The organism is Klebsiella sp. C360, assembly GCF_048822415.1.
In the GTDB taxonomy this organism is placed as follows: Bacteria; Pseudomonadota; Gammaproteobacteria; order Enterobacterales; family Enterobacteriaceae; genus Klebsiella; species Klebsiella quasipneumoniae.
Map to the genome: position 1 here is coordinate 452,556 of NZ_JBMEZZ010000003.1, position 14,750 is coordinate 467,305.

Consider the following 14,750-nt stretch of genomic DNA (forward strand, 5'->3'; position numbering starts at 1 on the left):
CGCCAGTGACAAAACTGGCAGGGTGTGGAGAAGCGTCGGATATCGATTGTCCCGCCACGCGCGGCTGCAGTTTCTGCCTGCGGATTGTCTGCGAGGGGGCAGAGGCCATGATTTTGCGTGGCACAAGGCGCGCGGCAAATGCTATCTGGTTTCTATTTTTACGATAAATGAATATGGGCGAAAAAGGCGTTTCAGTGGCGGGGAATATTATCCGGACGCTATTAATAACCGGGCCGATCGTGCGGCCCGGTGAGCGCGATTAAATTGAGGTGCGGCGGTAATTACGATATTCCGGCAACCAGAAATTATCGCTGATGGACTGCAGCAGCGCTTCCGCGGACGTTTTCACCGCCACGCCCTGCTCCTGAGCCACCTTACCGACCGCGAAGGCAATCGCCCGCGAGACGGTCTGGATATCCTTCAACTCCGGCAGAACCGGACCTTCGCCGTTGTTCACCAGCGGCGAGTGTTTCGCCAGGGTTTCGCTGGCGGCCATCAGCATCTCGTCGGTGACCCGCGACGCGCCTGAGGCGATCACCCCCAGACCAATGCCCGGGAAGATATAGGAGTTGTTGCACTGGGCGATGGGATACTGTTTGCCTTTCACGGTGACCGGGGCAAACGGGCTGCCGGTGGCGACCAGCGCCTCGCCGTCGGTCCAGCTCAGGATATTCTGCGGCGTGGCTTCCACCCGTGACGTTGGGTTGGAGAGCGGCATCACGATCGGCCGCGGGCAATGCTTATGCATCTCGCGGATAATCTCTTCCGTGAACAGCCCCGGCTGACCCGAAACGCCGATCAGGATGTTCGGTTTCACGTTGCGCACCACGTCCAGCAGGGACAGGACATCGTTAGTGGTATCCCAGCCCTGCAGATGTTCACGCTTCTGCACCAGCTTGTTCTGGAACGGCAGCAGATTAGGCATGCCGTCGGTTAACAGGCCGAAGCGGTCAACCATAAATACGCGCTGGCGGGCCTCTTCTTCACTGAGTCCTTCGCGGACGATCTGGGCGATAATTTGCTCGGCGATGCCGCAGCCGGCGGAGCCCGCCCCGAGGAAGACGATTTTCTGTTCGCTCAGCTGGCTACCGGCGCCGCGGCTGGCGGCGATCAGCGTCCCGACGGTGACCGCCGCGGTGCCCTGAATATCGTCGTTAAAGGAGCAGATCTCATTGCGGTAGCGGTTGAGCAGCGGCATGGCGTTCTTCTGCGCAAAGTCTTCAAACTGCAGCAGCACGTCCGGCCAGCGGGCTTTAATCGCCTGGATCACATCGTCAACGAACTGGTAGTACTCGTCGTCGGTAATACGCGGATGGCGCCAGCCCATATACAGCGGATCGTCCAGCAGCTGCTGGTTGTTTGTCCCGACGTCCAGCACGATGGGCAGGGTGTAAGCCGGGCTGATGCCGCCGCAGGTGGTGTACAGCGACAGTTTACCGATCGGGATCCCCATCCCGCCGATCCCCTGGTCGCCGAGGCCGAGGATACGCTCGCCATCGGTCACCACAATCACTTTGACATTATGGTTCGGGACGTTTTGCAGAATGTCGTCAAGGTTATGGCGATTCTGGTAGGAGATAAAGACGCCGCGGGCGCGACGGTAAATCTCGGAGAAACGTTCGCAGGCGGCGCCCACCGTCGGGGTATAGATAACCGGCATCATCTCTTCGAGATGGTTGCCAATCAGGCGATAGAAAAGGGTCTCGTTGGTGTCCTGGATATTACGCAGGTAAATGTGTTTGTCGATTTCTGTTTTGAATCCCTGATACTGGATCCAGGCGCGTTCCGCTTGCTCTTCGATGGTTTCAACCACTTCCGGCAGCAGGCCAAGCAGGTTGAAACTGCTGCGCTCTTCCATACTGAAGGCGCTGCCCTTGTTGAGCAGAGGGAATTCAAGCAGAACGGGGCCCGCGTAGGGGATGTACAGGGAACGGTTTTTCTTATGGGTAAATTGCATCGCACTAACTCCTTGATCGTGTCCACAGTCCCGGCGCGGCGATAAGCGAAGGGCGGGTGGAAAAGCAGCGGGCAGAGTATAGAGCAGAAGGTCTTCAAGCGGGTAAACAAGCCGTCAATTGCCATAAAAAAACACCATCCTGGCAACAGGACGGTGTTGTTTATCATCACTCAGGCTGAAAATTAACCACCGCGGCGTTTGCGGCCGGTAGCATGGATATGGTTGAGGGTGGTTTCTTCATCGCCTTCCAGCACCACTTTTTTCTGCTGGGAAAGCTTGTAGTTCAGACCGAGAAGATGACGTGCCTGATGGTTCGATTTCATTCTGACTCCTTTATCCTGTTCTGGTTTCAAGGGCAAACCCGGTGGTGACCGGATGAAATGTAACCCAAAGTTGGCCGCACGTTTTTTATGCGGCCTCAGGTAGGGTGGTCCATTTTCAGGGCAATAGCAACCTTAGCGCGCCAGATTAAGAACAGTCTCCCTCGCGCAGCGCCGGCATTACCACTTCATCTCGCCGGTGTTAACTTTGGCGCTAAGCTCCAGCGAGCTGGTTTCCGCCAGCCCCGGCCACTGCGTCTCCATGGCCTTGATCACCCCGGCGGAATCCTTATGTGTCTTCAGCGCCTGCTCAAACTGCTGGAGGTAGGTTTTTGTAAAGCGCACCGCGCGGTCACCCTCCGGCGGCGTGCCGAGGTAATGCCCCGGGATTACCTGCTGCGGGTGCAGGGCAATCATCTGGTCCAGCGTAGTGCGCCACTGCTGGCGGCTGGCCGGCGTCTGGGTGTCGGCGGTCCAGAGATGCATGCCCCACGCCACGCCGGTGCCGCCGAGGATCGTTTTGTTCGCCCGGATCCAAACGAACGCCGCGTAGTCATGCGGCTGCATAATCGTCACTGTTTCGCCATCGATGGTAAAGCTGTTGGCTTTCAGCGCCTGCGGGACGTATACCTGCGTCGGCGCGCCGTCTTTCATCTGCGGGCCCCAGTACGCCAGCTTTGCCGCTTTGGTGGCTTCAATATGTTTAACCACTTCCGGCGTGGCGACCACTTCCGCCTGCGGGAAGGCTTTCACCAGCGGCTCAAGGCCAAAGTAGAAGTCAGGATCGCCGGAGGTGATCACAATCCGCGACAGCGGTTTGCCGTTTTTCTTGATCATGTCCACCAGCTTTTCGCCGTCTTTGACGCTGAACTGGGCGTCAAACAGCACCGCTTCATGCGGGCCGGAAACGAGGGTGGAGTTGACGGCAAAAATACCTTTCTCCTGAGGGTTGTAAGTCTGCAGCGTCAGCGGCGCCGCGAAGACCGCGCCGCTGAACAGGGCGGTGGCAATAGCAAGGGCAGATAATTTCATCATTCATTCTCAGTCACAGGGGAATGCGTAGCATTGTACGGATTTCGCTATTTGATAGAATTCCTGAAATAAGAGATGCTGAGTTTCATAAATCGTGCAGATGAAGGGGGGCGTGATGGACAGGGTGATTGCGGCGCAGGTATATCTGCGCATTTGCGAACTGGGAAGCCTCAGCGCCGCGGCGCGCGCGCTGGGGATGTCGCGCCCGATGGTCAGCCGCTATCTGGAACAGATGGAGAGCTGGGCCGGCGCCCGGCTGATCCATCGCTCAACCCGGCGGCTGACGCTGACCCCGGCGGGGGAGACGGTGTTGCTCAAGACCCGCGGGTTGACGCGGATCGCCGATGAAATCGCCGGCGAGCGCCAGCGGGCCGACCCCAGCGGCACGCTGCGGGTGGCGTGCGCGCATTTTACCGCGATGCAGCTGATCTCTCCGCTGCTGCCGGACTTTCTCGCTCGCTATCCGCTGTTGCGCCTGGAGCTGGATATCAATAACCATCCGGTCAGCCTGATCGGCGAGCGCATCGACGTGGCCATTCGCATTACCGATAATCCGGAGGCGGGGGCTATCGCTCGCCGTCTCGGCGTGTGCCGGTCGCTACTCTGCGCTGCGCCGCGCTGGCTCCGCCAGCATGGTCCGCTGACGACGCTTGACGATCTGCAACAGCATAACTGCCTGTTATACAGCCATTTTGCCGGCCAGCGCTGGCAGTTCAGCGATGCGCAGGGGCAGGAGGCGTCGGTGGCGGTGAACGGTAATCTGAGCGCGGGGATCTCTTCCTTGCTGCTGGAGGCGGCGGTCGCCGGGTGCGGCATCGCGATGCTCCCCGAACTGGAGGCGCGGGGCGCGATTGCCAGCGGCGCGCTGGAGGTGGTGCTGCCTGACTGGACGCCGAAGGCGCTGAGCGTTTACGGCATCTATCTTTCCCGCGACTATCAGCCCGATGGGCTGCCGCTGTTTCTGGATGCGCTGCAGCGACGTCTGGGGGAAACGCTCGCCGATGCCTGAGCAGCGGCGTCGCCTTCAGCGGCAATACCGGCAGGCGGCGGCCCTGCCGGTGAGCTGACGATAAGACTTACTCGTTGCCCCACTGATTGAGGAAGTTAGCGATATCGTCAATACGGCGCTCGTCAATGGCCGCCTCGCGGGCCATCTCCTGCTGCGCTTCTTCGTCGATCTCCTCGTTATTGGTTAACCGCGCAATCAGCAGCTGAAAATAGCGCGCCAGCGCATCGCGTTCCTCATCCTTAACCGGGGCAGCCGCTTCGGTCTCGTATTCGTCCACGATGTCATAAAATTTCAGGGGGATGTCATTACTCATCTGTCGTCCTCAGGATTGGCGTCAGGGCCGGGGTTAGCGCACAGCGGCGGGCGAGTATCATAGCATGCGGCCGGTAGGCTGCAGGAGAGGAAAATCGCTGCGCCGGCGAGGCGAGAGGGCAGATACCGATCCCCGGGGAGTGGAGGGTAAAACCGGCGCGCGATGTCGCACGCCGGTCTGCCGGGAGGCTTAGACTACCCCGTCCCCACCGTCAGAGCACCAAACCTGGCCGGAGGTATAAGAGCAGGCATCGGATGCCAGGGTGACGTACAGCGGGGCGATCTCGACCGGCTGTCCCGGACGCCCCATCGGCGTGTCTTTCCCGAACTGTTTCACTTTCTCGTCCGGCTGACCGCCGCTGGACTGCAGTACCGTCCAGTAAGGGCCTGGCGCCACGGCGTTAACGCGAATGCCGCGTTTTGCCACCTGTTTGGCCAGCGATTTAGTGAAGATCGCCAGGCAGGCTTTGGTCTGGGCGTAATCGAGCAGGATCGGACTGGGTTTATAGGCCTGCACCGAGGTGGTGTTGATGATCGCGCTCCCGGCCTGGAGATGGGGCAGCGCGGCGCGGGTGATCCAGAACGGCGCGTAGACATTGGTTTTAAAGGTGGCGTCAAAGTCTTCGGTGGTGAGCTCCTCGAGAGTCTCACAATATTGCTGACGCCCGGCGTTATTGACCAGGATGCTCAGGCCACCCAGCTGTTCCACCGCATCGGCCACCAGCGACTGACAGAAGGACTCGGAGCGAATATCCCCCGGCAGGGCCACCGCGGTGCGGCCTTCGGCTTTAATCAGGGCGATGACTTCATCGGCATCCTCTTGCTCTTCCGGCAGATAGCTTATGGCGACATCGGCCCCTTCGCGGGCAAAGGCGATCGCCACCGCGCGGCCAATGCCGGAGTCACCGCCGGTAATGAGCGCTTTCTTACCGGCCAGCCGCCCGGTGCCGGTGTAGCTGGTTTCCCCATGGTCCGGTGACGGCTCCATTTCCGCATCCAGACCCGGCGGGTTTTGTTCTTGCTCCGGGAACTCCGGACGTGGAGCCGTCTCTTCTGGCAACATGGAGGTGGGTAATTTCTTCATTGGCGGTTTTTCATCTTGCATAGTCATCTCCTTCAGACAGAACGGGCCAGCTGTAAGGATAGGTCAGGTTCCCCCATCGCCAGACCCCGTGTGATTCGCCCAGGGCCAGTGAATGCCCGGGAAAAGAGATACTGTTATTCCTTAACCGACTGATCCCCGGCGTATTTAAGTGAATAGCGCTGCGTTAATATCGCTGGGGTGAAATTAGGATTATTCCATCAATATTTAACGTGGCTGGGCTATTTTTCTCCCCGGGGAAAATTTTTTAAAGACGGAGAGGAAGACGCGTCGTGAAAAAGGCAATATTAAGTTAACCCGCTACGCATGGCTAATAACGCCATGCCTCTTAGGTGGTATTTTTTGTAAGGGTGGCTGTCCGGGAGTGGAAGAAATATTTATTCATCACTTTATTTTCATTTGTTTACAAACGAGGATCGCTGTCCGCAGAACAGACCATAATGGGCATATAATCCAAAGCGAATAAGGGGTTGCGGAAAGATTAATTTTTAGTGCCGCTTCGCTGTGGTTAATTTATTTATTGGTAACGCTGATTAATGGCCGGAATTAATTTGACTCCTGCGGGTATTCCTCTAGTGTTAGATATCGAGGGCGATGATTTGTAACAGGGTCATTTTCCATTTACCAACCGATATTGATCAAACCAAAGGTGAACATTATGGCAGAGCATAGAGGCGGTTCAGGTAATTTTGCAGAAGATCGTGAAAAAGCATCCGAAGCCGGGCGTAAAGGTGGACAGCACAGCGGCGGGAACTTTAAAAATGATCCTGAGCGTGCATCCGAAGCCGGTAAAAAGGGTGGTAAGAACAGTCATGGCGGCGGCCGTAAAGCCGGCGACAGCTAGCGACTGATGACCCGTGACGCCGTTTCGACGGCGTCGGGACAGAAACCTGTGGGCCTGGCGGTCCGCAGGTTTCTGTTTATTTGCGAACGCTTTCCTTCACCCATCGTCTATTGTCCGCGATGGAAGAAAAGGAGCAGGATAATTAAATTATAGCAACCTTAATTATTAAGCGCTGTTTACCGCAGCGGCAATGTGCCGGCGAAGCGGTAAAGGCGAGGAAATGACGGCACTGTTTTTATGGCTGTGGAAAGGGAAGATATTGTTAGCCGGGCATTAACCGCCGGATGCCAGGGGTGGGCAGCAACACATCCGCTTGCTAAATATTGTTCAGATCTAAGGTAATAAAATGAAACTGACGCCGGTATTTATTAAGCGTTGTCATCTTGTGGCCGCCGTTATGTGGGTAGGTCTGGCGATACCCTCGTTAATCTGGTGGAAAGACAGCGTCCTGTGGGTCATTCTCATCAGTATTTATGCTAATATTGTTGGGCATTTATCCGGATATAGCGCAGCGCGAGCTGACCAGGCGGCGGAAGAGAATGAAGATTCCCCGTCAAAATAAAAAATTAATGATCAGAGGTGGATATGACGGATAGTGAAAATTACCATAACTGGCTTCGCGATGCCCATGCCATGGAAAAACAGGCCGAGTCACTGCTTATGGCCACCATCAGACGCCTCGATAATGAACCGCAATTACGGACCCGCCTTGAACAACATCTCTATGAAACCCGTCGGCAACTGTCGGCCCTGCAGGACCTTATCGCCCGCAACCACATTTCCCGCTCGGCGCTGAAGGATGCGATGAGCCGGGTCGCAGCCCTGGGCCAGACTATTGGCATCATGCTGCCCGGCGATGAGCTCATTAAACTGATTATCACCGCCTACGTTTTTGCCCATTTTGAGGTCGCCTGCTATACCGCTTTATTAACGGCGGCGAAGCGAGTGGGGGACCATAGCGCGATGCCTACTCTGGAAGGGATCCTTGCCGAAGAGAGAGGGATGGCTGACTGGCTGCTGCATCATCTGCCGGCGCTGACCGGGCAATATCTGATGCATAACAATCTGCCCGGCGTTGAGGCCGGACAATAAGCCGCCGGAGTCAATTATGGTTAAGCGCCACACCATCGCGCTCCTCGCCACTGAGAAAGCGGTTCCGCTGAAATTAACCGCCAGGCAGCAGGCGCTGGTGGACGCGGTGGCGAACAGGGCCCCTCCTGCAGAGCCCGATCCCGTATCGCCTGTCGGCAAAGCAGACGTCAGGAACAGGAGGGCGCGCTGAGGAAGCTGACAGTGGCGGGCAGAACGCAAGGTGATAGTGATGCAACAGGAAGAGTGGTTTCACAGAGCGGTCATCTATCAGGTGGACAGTTCTCTGTTTTACGATGCCAACGGCGATGGGTTTGGCGATCTTGCCGGTATCCGCCAAAAGCTGCACTACATTCGTAGTCTGGGGGCGACGGTGCTCTGGCTGACCCCTTTCTATCTCACCCCACTGCAGGATGATGGCTATGATATCAGCGACCATCTGCAGCCCGATCCCCGCTTCGGGACCATCGCCGATGTGATTGAGCTGATTGCCCGCGCCCGGGAGCTGGGACTGCGGGTGATCGTTGAGCTGGTTATCCAGCACACCTCCGCCCGGCACCCGTGGTTTCAGGCGGCGCGACGCGATCCCCGCTCGCCGTGGCGGCCATACTATCTTTGGGCCGATCGGCCGCCGGAGAACGACGATCCCCCCATGTTTCCCGGCGTCGAGGAGAGCGTCTGGAGCTGGGACGACCAGGCCGGACAATACTATCGTCACATGTTTTATCGGCATGAGCCCGACCTGAATCTCGCTCATCCGCCGGTGATCGCCGAAATAGAAAACATCATCACCTTCTGGCTGCAGGCCGGGGTGTCAGGATTTCGCCTCGATGCGGCGTCACATCTGGTGAAGCAGGCCGGGAAGGGTGAAGAGGCGCGGGGCTACCCGCTGCTGACGCATCTTCGCCAGGTCGTGCAGCGCCTCAACCCCGACGCGATACTGCTGGGTGAAGTGGACGTGGAGGTGGAAGCGTATCGCCATTATTTCGGCCGCGGCGATCGGCTGCAGATGGTGCTCAATTTCTGGCTTAATAAATACCTCTATGTCAGCCTGGCGCAGCAGCGCGCCGCCCCGGTGGTGAAGGCGCTGCAGGCGATGGTGGCCCCGCCGGACGGATGCTGCTTCGTCAACTGGCTGCGTAACCATGATGAACTGGACCTGGAGGGGATTGGCGAACGCAACAAGCGCCAGGTTATCCGTACCTTTGCCCCGGATAAATCGATGTCGGTTTACCAGCGCGGCGTGCGCCGGCGGCTGGCGCCGATGCTGGGTGGCGATACCCGACGCATCGCGCTGGCCCATGCTATCCTGCTGGCGCTGCCTGGCGTGCCGGTGATGCGCTATGGCGACGAGATTGGTATGGGCGACGATCTGCGCTTACCGGAGCGCTACGCGGTCCGAACGCCGATGCAGTGGTCGGCGGCGCCCAACGGCGGCTTCTCCCGGGCGGCGCGTGAGGATTTGCCGGTAAAACCGGTGGCCAGCGGACGGTTTCGCTACCAGCGGATCAATGTCGAAGCGGCGCTGCGCCACCCCCGCTCGCTACTGCATCGGGTGCGCAATATGGTGCTGGCGCGCACGGAATATACTGAACCGGGATCCATCCCTTTTACCCTCCTTACGGTGAAGCCTGCCGCGGTGCTGGGCTTGTGCTATCGCAGCGAATCGCGGGAGGTGCTGATGCTGGCGAACTGCGGCCAGCAGGCGGTAGAGGTCCAGCTCCCGCTGCTGGCCGAGGGCTACTGGAGCCCGATTCTGGAAGATAAGTTCTACCAGGACGGGCTGCGCGGCGGGGAAGAGGCGCGGCTGGCGCTCTCAGGGTATGGCTACCGCTGGTTCAGCCGCAGCCTGCCTTAGCGCCGTCTCCCCGGTCGACGGAACAACGCCCGCAGGGCCATCGTCGCCACCGCCACGCCGACGCCGGCAGCCACTTTTCCCGGGAGATCGGCGCTGATGGTCACTGCTTTACGCCGCGCGCCCTCGTTAAAAGGGCCGTGTCCGGGATGATTGCCGCGCACCGGCGTGAACAGGTCGTCCTGGTGCTCTGCCGGCTTCGGCTGGCCGGTAAACTGTCCCTCCCACGCTTTCTTCACCATCAGCCGATCGAGCAGACGAGGGAAGAAGACCTGGCCGAGGATCGACTGGATGGTGCTTTTCCCCACCCACAGCTCGTTCACCGGCCGCTGGATCACGCTGTAGATAGCCTCGGCGGCGACCTCCGGCTGATAGACCGGCGGTACCGGCTGCATGGCCTGATCCATTTTGTTGCGTGCCCAGCCAAACTGAGCGGTGTTCATCCCCGGCAGCTGGACCATGGTCAACTGGATGTGGCTTTTCTCATGCATCAGCTCGGTGCGCACGGCATCGGTGAAGCCGCGAATGGCCGCTTTGGCTCCGCAATAGGCCGACTGCAGGGGGATCGAGCGCCAGGCCAGCGCCGATCCAGCCTGAATAATCACCCCCCGATCCCGGGGCGTCATCACCTCCAGCGCCGCGCGGGTGCCGTTGACATAGCCGAGATAGGTCACCTCCGTTACCCGGCGAAATTCGTCGTCGCTCATCTGACGAAAGGGCGCCAGCACGGTGGTCATGGCGTTGTTGATCCAGACGTCTATGGCACCGAGGGTGGCTTCCACCTCGGCGGCGGCGCGCTGCACAGCCCCGGCATCGGCAACATCGGCGCTAATCGCCAGCGTTTTGACGCCAAACCGTTCGCAGGCCTGCTGCGTCTCCTGCAGACCCGTTTCATCGCGGGCGATCAGCGCCACGTGATACCCTGCGCGGGCGAAACGCAGCGCGGTGGCTTTTCCTGCCCCGGCGGTTCCGCCGGTAATAACCATCACGGACATAGTGACCTCATTCATTTTTTCGCTATCGTAAATTTAAGCTGCACGGATCGAATAATTATTAAGCACAAATAACAACGGTGAGGTGGGAAATATCCTGGAATAAGCGCAGTGTGAATCAGGCGACATATCCTGATGACTCTGGCCTGTTTCTGCATAAGCAGGCGTTGAGGTTCTATAATCTGTAAGGTCCCTGACAACCCGCGAGGAGGAAAAATGTTGACATTAAACACGCGTAGCGTTGAAAAAGAAGAGGATGACGCCACCCGCGCCCCGGAATCGGGGGATAAACAACCGGAGCGCGATAAATAGCTATTCCGCTGTTATTCCTGTTGCGGAATAATGGATATCTGGCCGTTACGTTCGAGAATAGCGAATTTGATCGCTTTCAGTTCATAAATCCCATGGTGCTGCCTGGCCGCCAGCAGGGTATCATCGACAGAAATATTGACGAGCTTGATTTTCTCATCGATGACAGCACCATTTTCCACCACGATAACCGGCGCGCCATCAAGGAAATTTTCCGCCTGGGCAAATTTTTTCTTAATATAACCAAATAAAATATCAATACTGACCAGGGTGACGATAGTCAGCATCGAACCGGTGACGGAATAGTCTGTGCTGAGCATCGCCTGCTGGGTGGCTTCGCTGATAATCAGCAGCAATATCAGGTCAAAATTCGTTAACTGCATCAGGGTTCGTCTGCCGGCAATCTTGAAAATAATCAGCAATATCAGATAGATTGCTGCGGCTCTAAGGACCATTTCCATCGCGACTCCTACGGATAGACAAACTGCTGCCAGCTGACGGCAGGGCGATCGTTGACGGCCGCCTGCAGGGAGAGCGTGCCTATGGTTTTGGGGGTAATCGCTAACCACACCGAGAGCGGCGAGCGGCTGGTCGTCCGCTGATACACCAGATATAATTTCCCGTCGGCACTGTACATTTTATCCGGCTGCGGGCGGATATCGCCAAGCTGGTAGCGAGTTAATAACGTGGCGGCGAAGCTGATCGTGGTGTCATTTTCCCGGGTGGGTTTGATCTGAATATTCAGTTCGGTTTCACTCATCAGTCTGGCATAACGCTGGTAATCGACAATTAATTCACCTCCGGCGCTTTCCCGGTGCGCCTCACTGAAATAACCAGAGGACCACAGGCCGCTTAACGCGGTAAGGATAATGAGGCTGAGTGCAATTATCCCATAGCGCCTGAAGCGATATTCAAAGCGGAGGGCTCGTTCATTTTCGTCGACGATGGGACAAGGCTGTTGATTCTCAATCATTATTATTTTCCCCGCGTTTCGTTTCGGCATCAGCGCAACGATAAGGACATTCTTATATTAGACGATATCAGAACAATTGACTTTGTAAAAATGGCCAGCCTCAGCCAGGCTTTATTCTGTTCATCAGCAAAAACAAGGAGGCATGATGAAAAAATTAGCCTTGGCCATGGCCTGTTTGTTTGCCGCCGCTGTCGCGCAAGCGGACGATAAGGGCGGTTTTAGCCAGGATGCCGCGCCGCCGCCGCCGCACAAACTGGATGACGGCTATCGCGGCGTCGAGGAGGGGCGGATCATGACCGTTGAGCAGGCGAAAACCATGCACGACGGCGCCACGATTTCGCTGCGCGGCAATCTGCTGACCCGGCAGGGAGATGACCGTTATCAGTTTCGCGATAAAAGCGGCACCATCACCGCCATTATTCCGGTTGCCGCGTTTAATGAACAGCATGTAGAGCCTGACGATCTGGTCAGTATTAACGGTAGCCTTGATCGCAAAATGACGCCGCCGGTAGTGCGTATCGATCGCCTGCTCAAACAGTCGCCTAAATAAGGGGAGCTTGCCGGTATGAGCACAACATCTCACCCGCACGGCGAGGAGCGCGGGAAGCACCCTGCGCGCGAGGCGCCGGGCGAACAGGGCGAAGTGCCGCGTAAACGGGACGACAGCGAGGATGACAAAACCGATCCTTATCATCCTCACGATGGCCGTTAGCGTCACCCGCAACGGGTACTTTTCGGGAACGCCGGGGTGGCGGGCCGCAGAATAGACGCAGGTTCGGCATCAGGCACTATACTTTTTGTTCGACATCATCACAGGAGGAGTCATATGGCGATTCATAAGAAAGGGCTGGCGCACTGGGAAGGCGATCTCAAGCATGGCAAAGGCACCGTGTCGACGGAGAGCGGGGCGCTGAGCCAGCAGCCCTACGGCTTTAACACCCGTTTTGAAGGGGTGAAAGGCACCAACCCCGAGGAGCTGATCGGCGCCGCGCATGCCGCCTGCTTCTCGATGGCCCTGTCGCTGATGCTCAGCGAAGAGGGCTATACCGCGACGTCCATCGACACCACCGCGGTGGTCACCCTCAATAAAACCGACGGCGGGTTTGCGATAACCGACATCGCGCTGCAAAGCCAGATTGTCCTGCCGGGCGTCGCGCCGGCGGCGTTCGATGAGATTATCCAGAAAGCGAAGGCCGGCTGCCCGGTATCGCAGGTGCTGAAAGCCAATATCACCCTCGACTACCAGCTGAATCCGTGAGCTGTCGTGCCCGCACTCTGCGGGCACCGTTCCCGCGATCTCTCTCCCCGCCACTGCCTCCGCTGCGCAATAGTGGTATCTTGGGTCCTTTCGCAAACGTAAAGGACTCCATCATGATCGGCATTCGCGGGATGATCGAGGCGCAGGTGCTCGGCCTGACCGGCATGGCGCTAAAAGAGATTGATTTTGAACAGCCCAAAGGGGAGCCGGGGCTGTTTGGTCCGCAATCAGCTATCTGGCAGGTGCATGGCGATTTTACCTCTATGTTGTGCGGCGGCATTAGCGCGCTGCTGCTGCAGATGCTGCATCCCCTGGCGCTGGCCGGCGTCTGGGACCACTCCCGTTTTCGCGAGGATATCTTTGGCCGCCTGCGCCGCACCAGTCAGTTTATCTCCGCCACCACCTTTGCCGCCACCCCTGACGCGGAGCGGCTGATCGCCAAAGTGCAGGGGATCCATCAGCGGATCGCCGGGGTGGATAAGGACGGCACGCCGTATCAGGCAAGCGACCCGGCGCTGTTGACCTGGGTGCATGTCGCCGAGTGCAGCCGCTTTATGGCCTCCCACCTGCGCTATAAGCGCACGGTGGTTAGCGTCCAGCGCCAGGAGGACTATTTTCGCGAGTCGGCGGAGATCGCTCGCCGGCTGGGGGCCGAGGATATTCCCCGGACGCCGAATGAGGTCGCGGACTATCTTGAGGCGATGCGCCCGCAGCTGCGCTGTGACGAACGTACCCGGGAGGTGGCCGAGGTGCTGCTCACCACCCGTCTGCCGGGTCGCCTGAGTCAGCCGGTTGGCCAGGTGATGATGCGGGCCGGGATCGATCTTCTGCCGCCATGGGCGCAGGAGATGCTGGGACTGTCGCTGACGCCGCTGCAGCGGCGCACGACGCGTCTGATGGTGCAGGCTATCGCCCGCGTGCTGCGCGCCTCGGTACGCAACGGCGCCTGGCATTGCGCCATGCGCCGGATGGCGGAGGCGTGATTCAGCCCGCCTCGCCCAGGTGCCGGGCAATCAGCGCCTCCAGGCTACCGTCCGCTCGCCATTCGTTCAACGCGTCGTTCACCGCGCTAAAGCGGACCACGTCTTCCCGGGCGACGCAGATGGCCTGGTGGATCTCGGTAAAATTATCCGCCAGGACCCGCACCTCCGGATGGCGGCGCGCTGTCGCCTCCAGCGGCTGACGGATGCCGGCGACCATATCCCCTTCACCGGCGAGGAAGGCGTCGATGGCCTCCTGAGAGGAGGGGAGACGATTCAGGCTGGCGTGATGCAGATGGCGGGTTAGCCACAGGTCGTAGGCGGCGTTTTGCCCGACGTTAATCGTGGTTGCCGGGCGATCCATATCGGCCACGCTCTGGCAGGGCGAACCGGCTCTCACCAGCGCGGTTCCCTGGATGGTGATATAGGGAGAGGTAAAGCGCAGGGTCGCCTCCCGTGCCGGATCGATGGCCAGAAAGGCAATATCCCAGCGTTCGCCGCCGGCGTCGGCCACCACTTTACCGGCGGCAGGATAGGTGACGAACTCGGCGGCGACGCCCCAGCGCTTCGCCAGTCGATGGCTGAGCTCGGGGGTAATGCCTGTCGGCACGCCCCTTTCGCCAGGATGGGCCAGTACCGCATTGCCCAGATTAATGGCAAAACGCAGCCGGGAGGGTGTGATATCTGACATCGCTGACTCCTGTGGTGGCTAAGAGAA

Annotated in this window: 20 protein-coding genes; 11 read left to right on the top strand and 9 right to left on the bottom strand. The window is 58.6% G+C overall.

Annotation, left to right across the window (positions count from 1 at the left end):
- Nucleotides 1-259 precede the first annotated feature (259 nt).
- A complete protein-coding gene (locus ACOI7D_RS11115; RefSeq protein WP_004202648.1) occupies nt 260-1,957 on the bottom strand; it encodes an NAD-dependent malic enzyme in 1,698 nt (565 codons plus the stop codon).
- 78 nt (nt 1,958-2,035) lie between these two features.
- On the opposite strand from ACOI7D_RS11115, the gene ACOI7D_RS11120 reads away from it, so the two are divergent.
- Nucleotides 2,036-2,143, top strand: a complete 108-nt coding sequence (locus ACOI7D_RS11120; protein ID WP_032425875.1) for a hypothetical protein — start codon at nt 2,036-2,038, stop codon at nt 2,141-2,143.
- Here the strand turns inward: ACOI7D_RS11120 and sra are convergent.
- Both sra and ACOI7D_RS11130 read right to left on the bottom strand, forming a co-directional pair.
- Complete coding sequence (gene sra, locus ACOI7D_RS11125; RefSeq protein ID WP_012541615.1) at nt 2,140-2,280, bottom strand: stationary-phase-induced ribosome-associated protein; 141 nt, start codon at nt 2,278-2,280, stop codon at nt 2,140-2,142. The genes ACOI7D_RS11120 and sra overlap by 4 nt on opposite strands.
- Before the next feature lie 177 nt (nt 2,281-2,457).
- Nucleotides 2,458-3,309 (bottom strand): Vmh family MBL fold metallo-hydrolase, encoded by an 852-nt coding sequence (locus ACOI7D_RS11130; RefSeq protein ID WP_044523543.1) that lies wholly within the window; start codon nt 3,307-3,309, stop codon nt 2,458-2,460.
- Between the two features lie 115 nt (nt 3,310-3,424).
- Here ACOI7D_RS11130 and ACOI7D_RS11135 point away from each other — a divergent pair, with 115 nt between their 5' ends.
- A complete protein-coding gene (locus ACOI7D_RS11135) occupies nt 3,425-4,318 on the top strand; it encodes a LysR family transcriptional regulator (protein WP_023289829.1) in 894 nt (297 codons plus the stop codon).
- A 67-nt stretch (nt 4,319-4,385) separates the two neighbouring features.
- Here ACOI7D_RS11135 and ACOI7D_RS11140 read toward each other — a convergent pair whose 3' ends face one another.
- Nucleotides 4,386-4,631, bottom strand: coding sequence for a YmjA family protein (locus ACOI7D_RS11140; RefSeq protein ID WP_004202643.1), 246 nt, complete (start codon nt 4,629-4,631; stop codon nt 4,386-4,388).
- Between the two features lie 189 nt (nt 4,632-4,820).
- Nucleotides 4,821-5,735, bottom strand: a complete 915-nt coding sequence (locus tag ACOI7D_RS11145) for an SDR family oxidoreductase (protein WP_023289828.1) — start codon at nt 5,733-5,735, stop codon at nt 4,821-4,823.
- 655 nt (nt 5,736-6,390) lie between these two features.
- Here ACOI7D_RS11145 and ACOI7D_RS11150 point away from each other — a divergent pair.
- From ACOI7D_RS11150 to ACOI7D_RS11170, 5 genes are all read left to right on the top strand, one after another.
- Nucleotides 6,391-6,576 (top strand): general stress protein, encoded by a 186-nt coding sequence (locus ACOI7D_RS11150; RefSeq protein WP_008804757.1) that lies wholly within the window; start codon nt 6,391-6,393, stop codon nt 6,574-6,576.
- Between the two features lie 346 nt (nt 6,577-6,922).
- Entirely contained in the window at nt 6,923-7,138 is a 216-nt protein-coding gene (locus ACOI7D_RS11155) for a hypothetical protein (RefSeq protein WP_004202641.1), read from the top strand.
- Between the two features lie 23 nt (nt 7,139-7,161).
- On the top strand, nt 7,162-7,668 hold the full coding sequence (locus ACOI7D_RS11160; protein ID WP_023289827.1) for a ferritin-like domain-containing protein: 507 nt from the start codon (nt 7,162-7,164) through the stop codon (nt 7,666-7,668).
- A 16-nt stretch (nt 7,669-7,684) separates the two neighbouring features.
- Entirely contained in the window at nt 7,685-7,858 is a 174-nt protein-coding gene (locus ACOI7D_RS11165) for a hypothetical protein (protein WP_048297585.1), read from the top strand.
- 39 nt (nt 7,859-7,897) lie between these two features.
- Entirely contained in the window at nt 7,898-9,523 is a 1,626-nt protein-coding gene (locus ACOI7D_RS11170) for an alpha-amylase family protein (protein ID WP_109547287.1), read from the top strand.
- Here the strand turns inward: ACOI7D_RS11170 and ACOI7D_RS11175 are convergent.
- From ACOI7D_RS11175 to ACOI7D_RS11185, 3 genes are all read right to left on the bottom strand, one after another.
- Complete coding sequence (locus tag ACOI7D_RS11175) at nt 9,520-10,515, bottom strand: SDR family oxidoreductase (protein WP_085551086.1); 996 nt, start codon at nt 10,513-10,515, stop codon at nt 9,520-9,522. The genes ACOI7D_RS11170 and ACOI7D_RS11175 overlap by 4 nt on opposite strands.
- Nucleotides 10,516-10,835: 320 nt before the next feature.
- The gene (locus ACOI7D_RS11180) at nt 10,836-11,282 is read right to left on the bottom strand and encodes a DUF421 domain-containing protein (RefSeq protein WP_109547288.1); all 447 of its coding nucleotides are present in this window, start codon (nt 11,280-11,282) and stop codon (nt 10,836-10,838) included.
- 8 nt (nt 11,283-11,290) lie between these two features.
- A complete protein-coding gene (locus ACOI7D_RS11185; protein ID WP_109547289.1) occupies nt 11,291-11,794 on the bottom strand; it encodes a hypothetical protein in 504 nt (167 codons plus the stop codon).
- A 145-nt stretch (nt 11,795-11,939) separates the two neighbouring features.
- Between ACOI7D_RS11185 and ACOI7D_RS11190 the strand changes: the two genes are divergently transcribed.
- The 4 genes from ACOI7D_RS11190 to ACOI7D_RS11205 all read left to right on the top strand — a co-directional run bounded on the left by ACOI7D_RS11190 (nt 11,940) and on the right by ACOI7D_RS11205 (nt 14,035).
- On the top strand, nt 11,940-12,344 hold the full coding sequence (locus tag ACOI7D_RS11190) for a YdeI family stress tolerance OB fold protein (protein ID WP_032452981.1): 405 nt from the start codon (nt 11,940-11,942) through the stop codon (nt 12,342-12,344).
- 15 nt (nt 12,345-12,359) lie between these two features.
- Nucleotides 12,360-12,506 carry a hypothetical protein gene (locus tag ACOI7D_RS11195; protein ID WP_032452980.1) on the top strand — a complete coding sequence of 49 codons (147 nt, stop codon included), beginning with the start codon at nt 12,360-12,362 and terminating at the stop codon, nt 12,504-12,506.
- A 114-nt stretch (nt 12,507-12,620) separates the two neighbouring features.
- Nucleotides 12,621-13,052 (top strand): OsmC family protein, encoded by a 432-nt coding sequence (locus ACOI7D_RS11200; protein ID WP_004202630.1) that lies wholly within the window; start codon nt 12,621-12,623, stop codon nt 13,050-13,052.
- A 113-nt stretch (nt 13,053-13,165) separates the two neighbouring features.
- On the top strand, nt 13,166-14,035 hold the full coding sequence (locus ACOI7D_RS11205; protein ID WP_023289819.1) for an oxygenase MpaB family protein: 870 nt from the start codon (nt 13,166-13,168) through the stop codon (nt 14,033-14,035).
- Between the two features lies 1 nt (nt 14,036).
- On the opposite strand, the gene ACOI7D_RS11210 is transcribed toward ACOI7D_RS11205, so the two are convergent.
- Nucleotides 14,037-14,723, bottom strand: coding sequence for an ABC transporter substrate-binding protein (locus ACOI7D_RS11210; RefSeq protein ID WP_109547290.1), 687 nt, complete (start codon nt 14,721-14,723; stop codon nt 14,037-14,039).
- Between the last annotated feature and the right edge of the window lie 27 nt (nt 14,724-14,750).

Coding starts and splice junctions, on each gene's coding strand:
- sra (WP_012541615.1), bottom strand. CDS start 2,280: ATGAAATCGAACCATCAGGCACGTCATCTTCTCGGTCTGAACTACAAG.
- ACOI7D_RS11165 (WP_048297585.1), top strand. CDS start 7,685: ATGGTTAAGCGCCACACCATCGCGCTCCTCGCCACTGAGAAAGCGGTT.
- ACOI7D_RS11185 (WP_109547289.1), bottom strand. CDS start 11,794: ATGATTGAGAATCAACAGCCTTGTCCCATCGTCGACGAAAATGAACGA.
- ACOI7D_RS11200 (WP_004202630.1), top strand. CDS start 12,621: ATGGCGATTCATAAGAAAGGGCTGGCGCACTGGGAAGGCGATCTCAAG.
- ACOI7D_RS11180 (WP_109547288.1), bottom strand. CDS start 11,282: ATGGAAATGGTCCTTAGAGCCGCAGCAATCTATCTGATATTGCTGATT.
- ACOI7D_RS11175 (WP_085551086.1), bottom strand. CDS start 10,515: ATGTCCGTGATGGTTATTACCGGCGGAACCGCCGGGGCAGGAAAAGCC.
- ACOI7D_RS11205 (WP_023289819.1), top strand. CDS start 13,166: ATGATCGGCATTCGCGGGATGATCGAGGCGCAGGTGCTCGGCCTGACC.
- ACOI7D_RS11150 (WP_008804757.1), top strand. CDS start 6,391: ATGGCAGAGCATAGAGGCGGTTCAGGTAATTTTGCAGAAGATCGTGAA.
- ACOI7D_RS11140 (WP_004202643.1), bottom strand. CDS start 4,631: ATGAGTAATGACATCCCCCTGAAATTTTATGACATCGTGGACGAATAC.
- ACOI7D_RS11160 (WP_023289827.1), top strand. CDS start 7,162: ATGACGGATAGTGAAAATTACCATAACTGGCTTCGCGATGCCCATGCC.
- ACOI7D_RS11135 (WP_023289829.1), top strand. CDS start 3,425: ATGGACAGGGTGATTGCGGCGCAGGTATATCTGCGCATTTGCGAACTG.
- ACOI7D_RS11190 (WP_032452981.1), top strand. CDS start 11,940: ATGAAAAAATTAGCCTTGGCCATGGCCTGTTTGTTTGCCGCCGCTGTC.
- ACOI7D_RS11115 (WP_004202648.1), bottom strand. CDS start 1,957: ATGCAATTTACCCATAAGAAAAACCGTTCCCTGTACATCCCCTACGCG.
- ACOI7D_RS11170 (WP_109547287.1), top strand. CDS start 7,898: ATGCAACAGGAAGAGTGGTTTCACAGAGCGGTCATCTATCAGGTGGAC.
- ACOI7D_RS11210 (WP_109547290.1), bottom strand. CDS start 14,723: ATGTCAGATATCACACCCTCCCGGCTGCGTTTTGCCATTAATCTGGGC.
- ACOI7D_RS11155 (WP_004202641.1), top strand. CDS start 6,923: ATGAAACTGACGCCGGTATTTATTAAGCGTTGTCATCTTGTGGCCGCC.
- ACOI7D_RS11195 (WP_032452980.1), top strand. CDS start 12,360: ATGAGCACAACATCTCACCCGCACGGCGAGGAGCGCGGGAAGCACCCT.
- ACOI7D_RS11145 (WP_023289828.1), bottom strand. CDS start 5,735: ATGCAAGATGAAAAACCGCCAATGAAGAAATTACCCACCTCCATGTTG.
- ACOI7D_RS11130 (WP_044523543.1), bottom strand. CDS start 3,309: ATGAAATTATCTGCCCTTGCTATTGCCACCGCCCTGTTCAGCGGCGCG.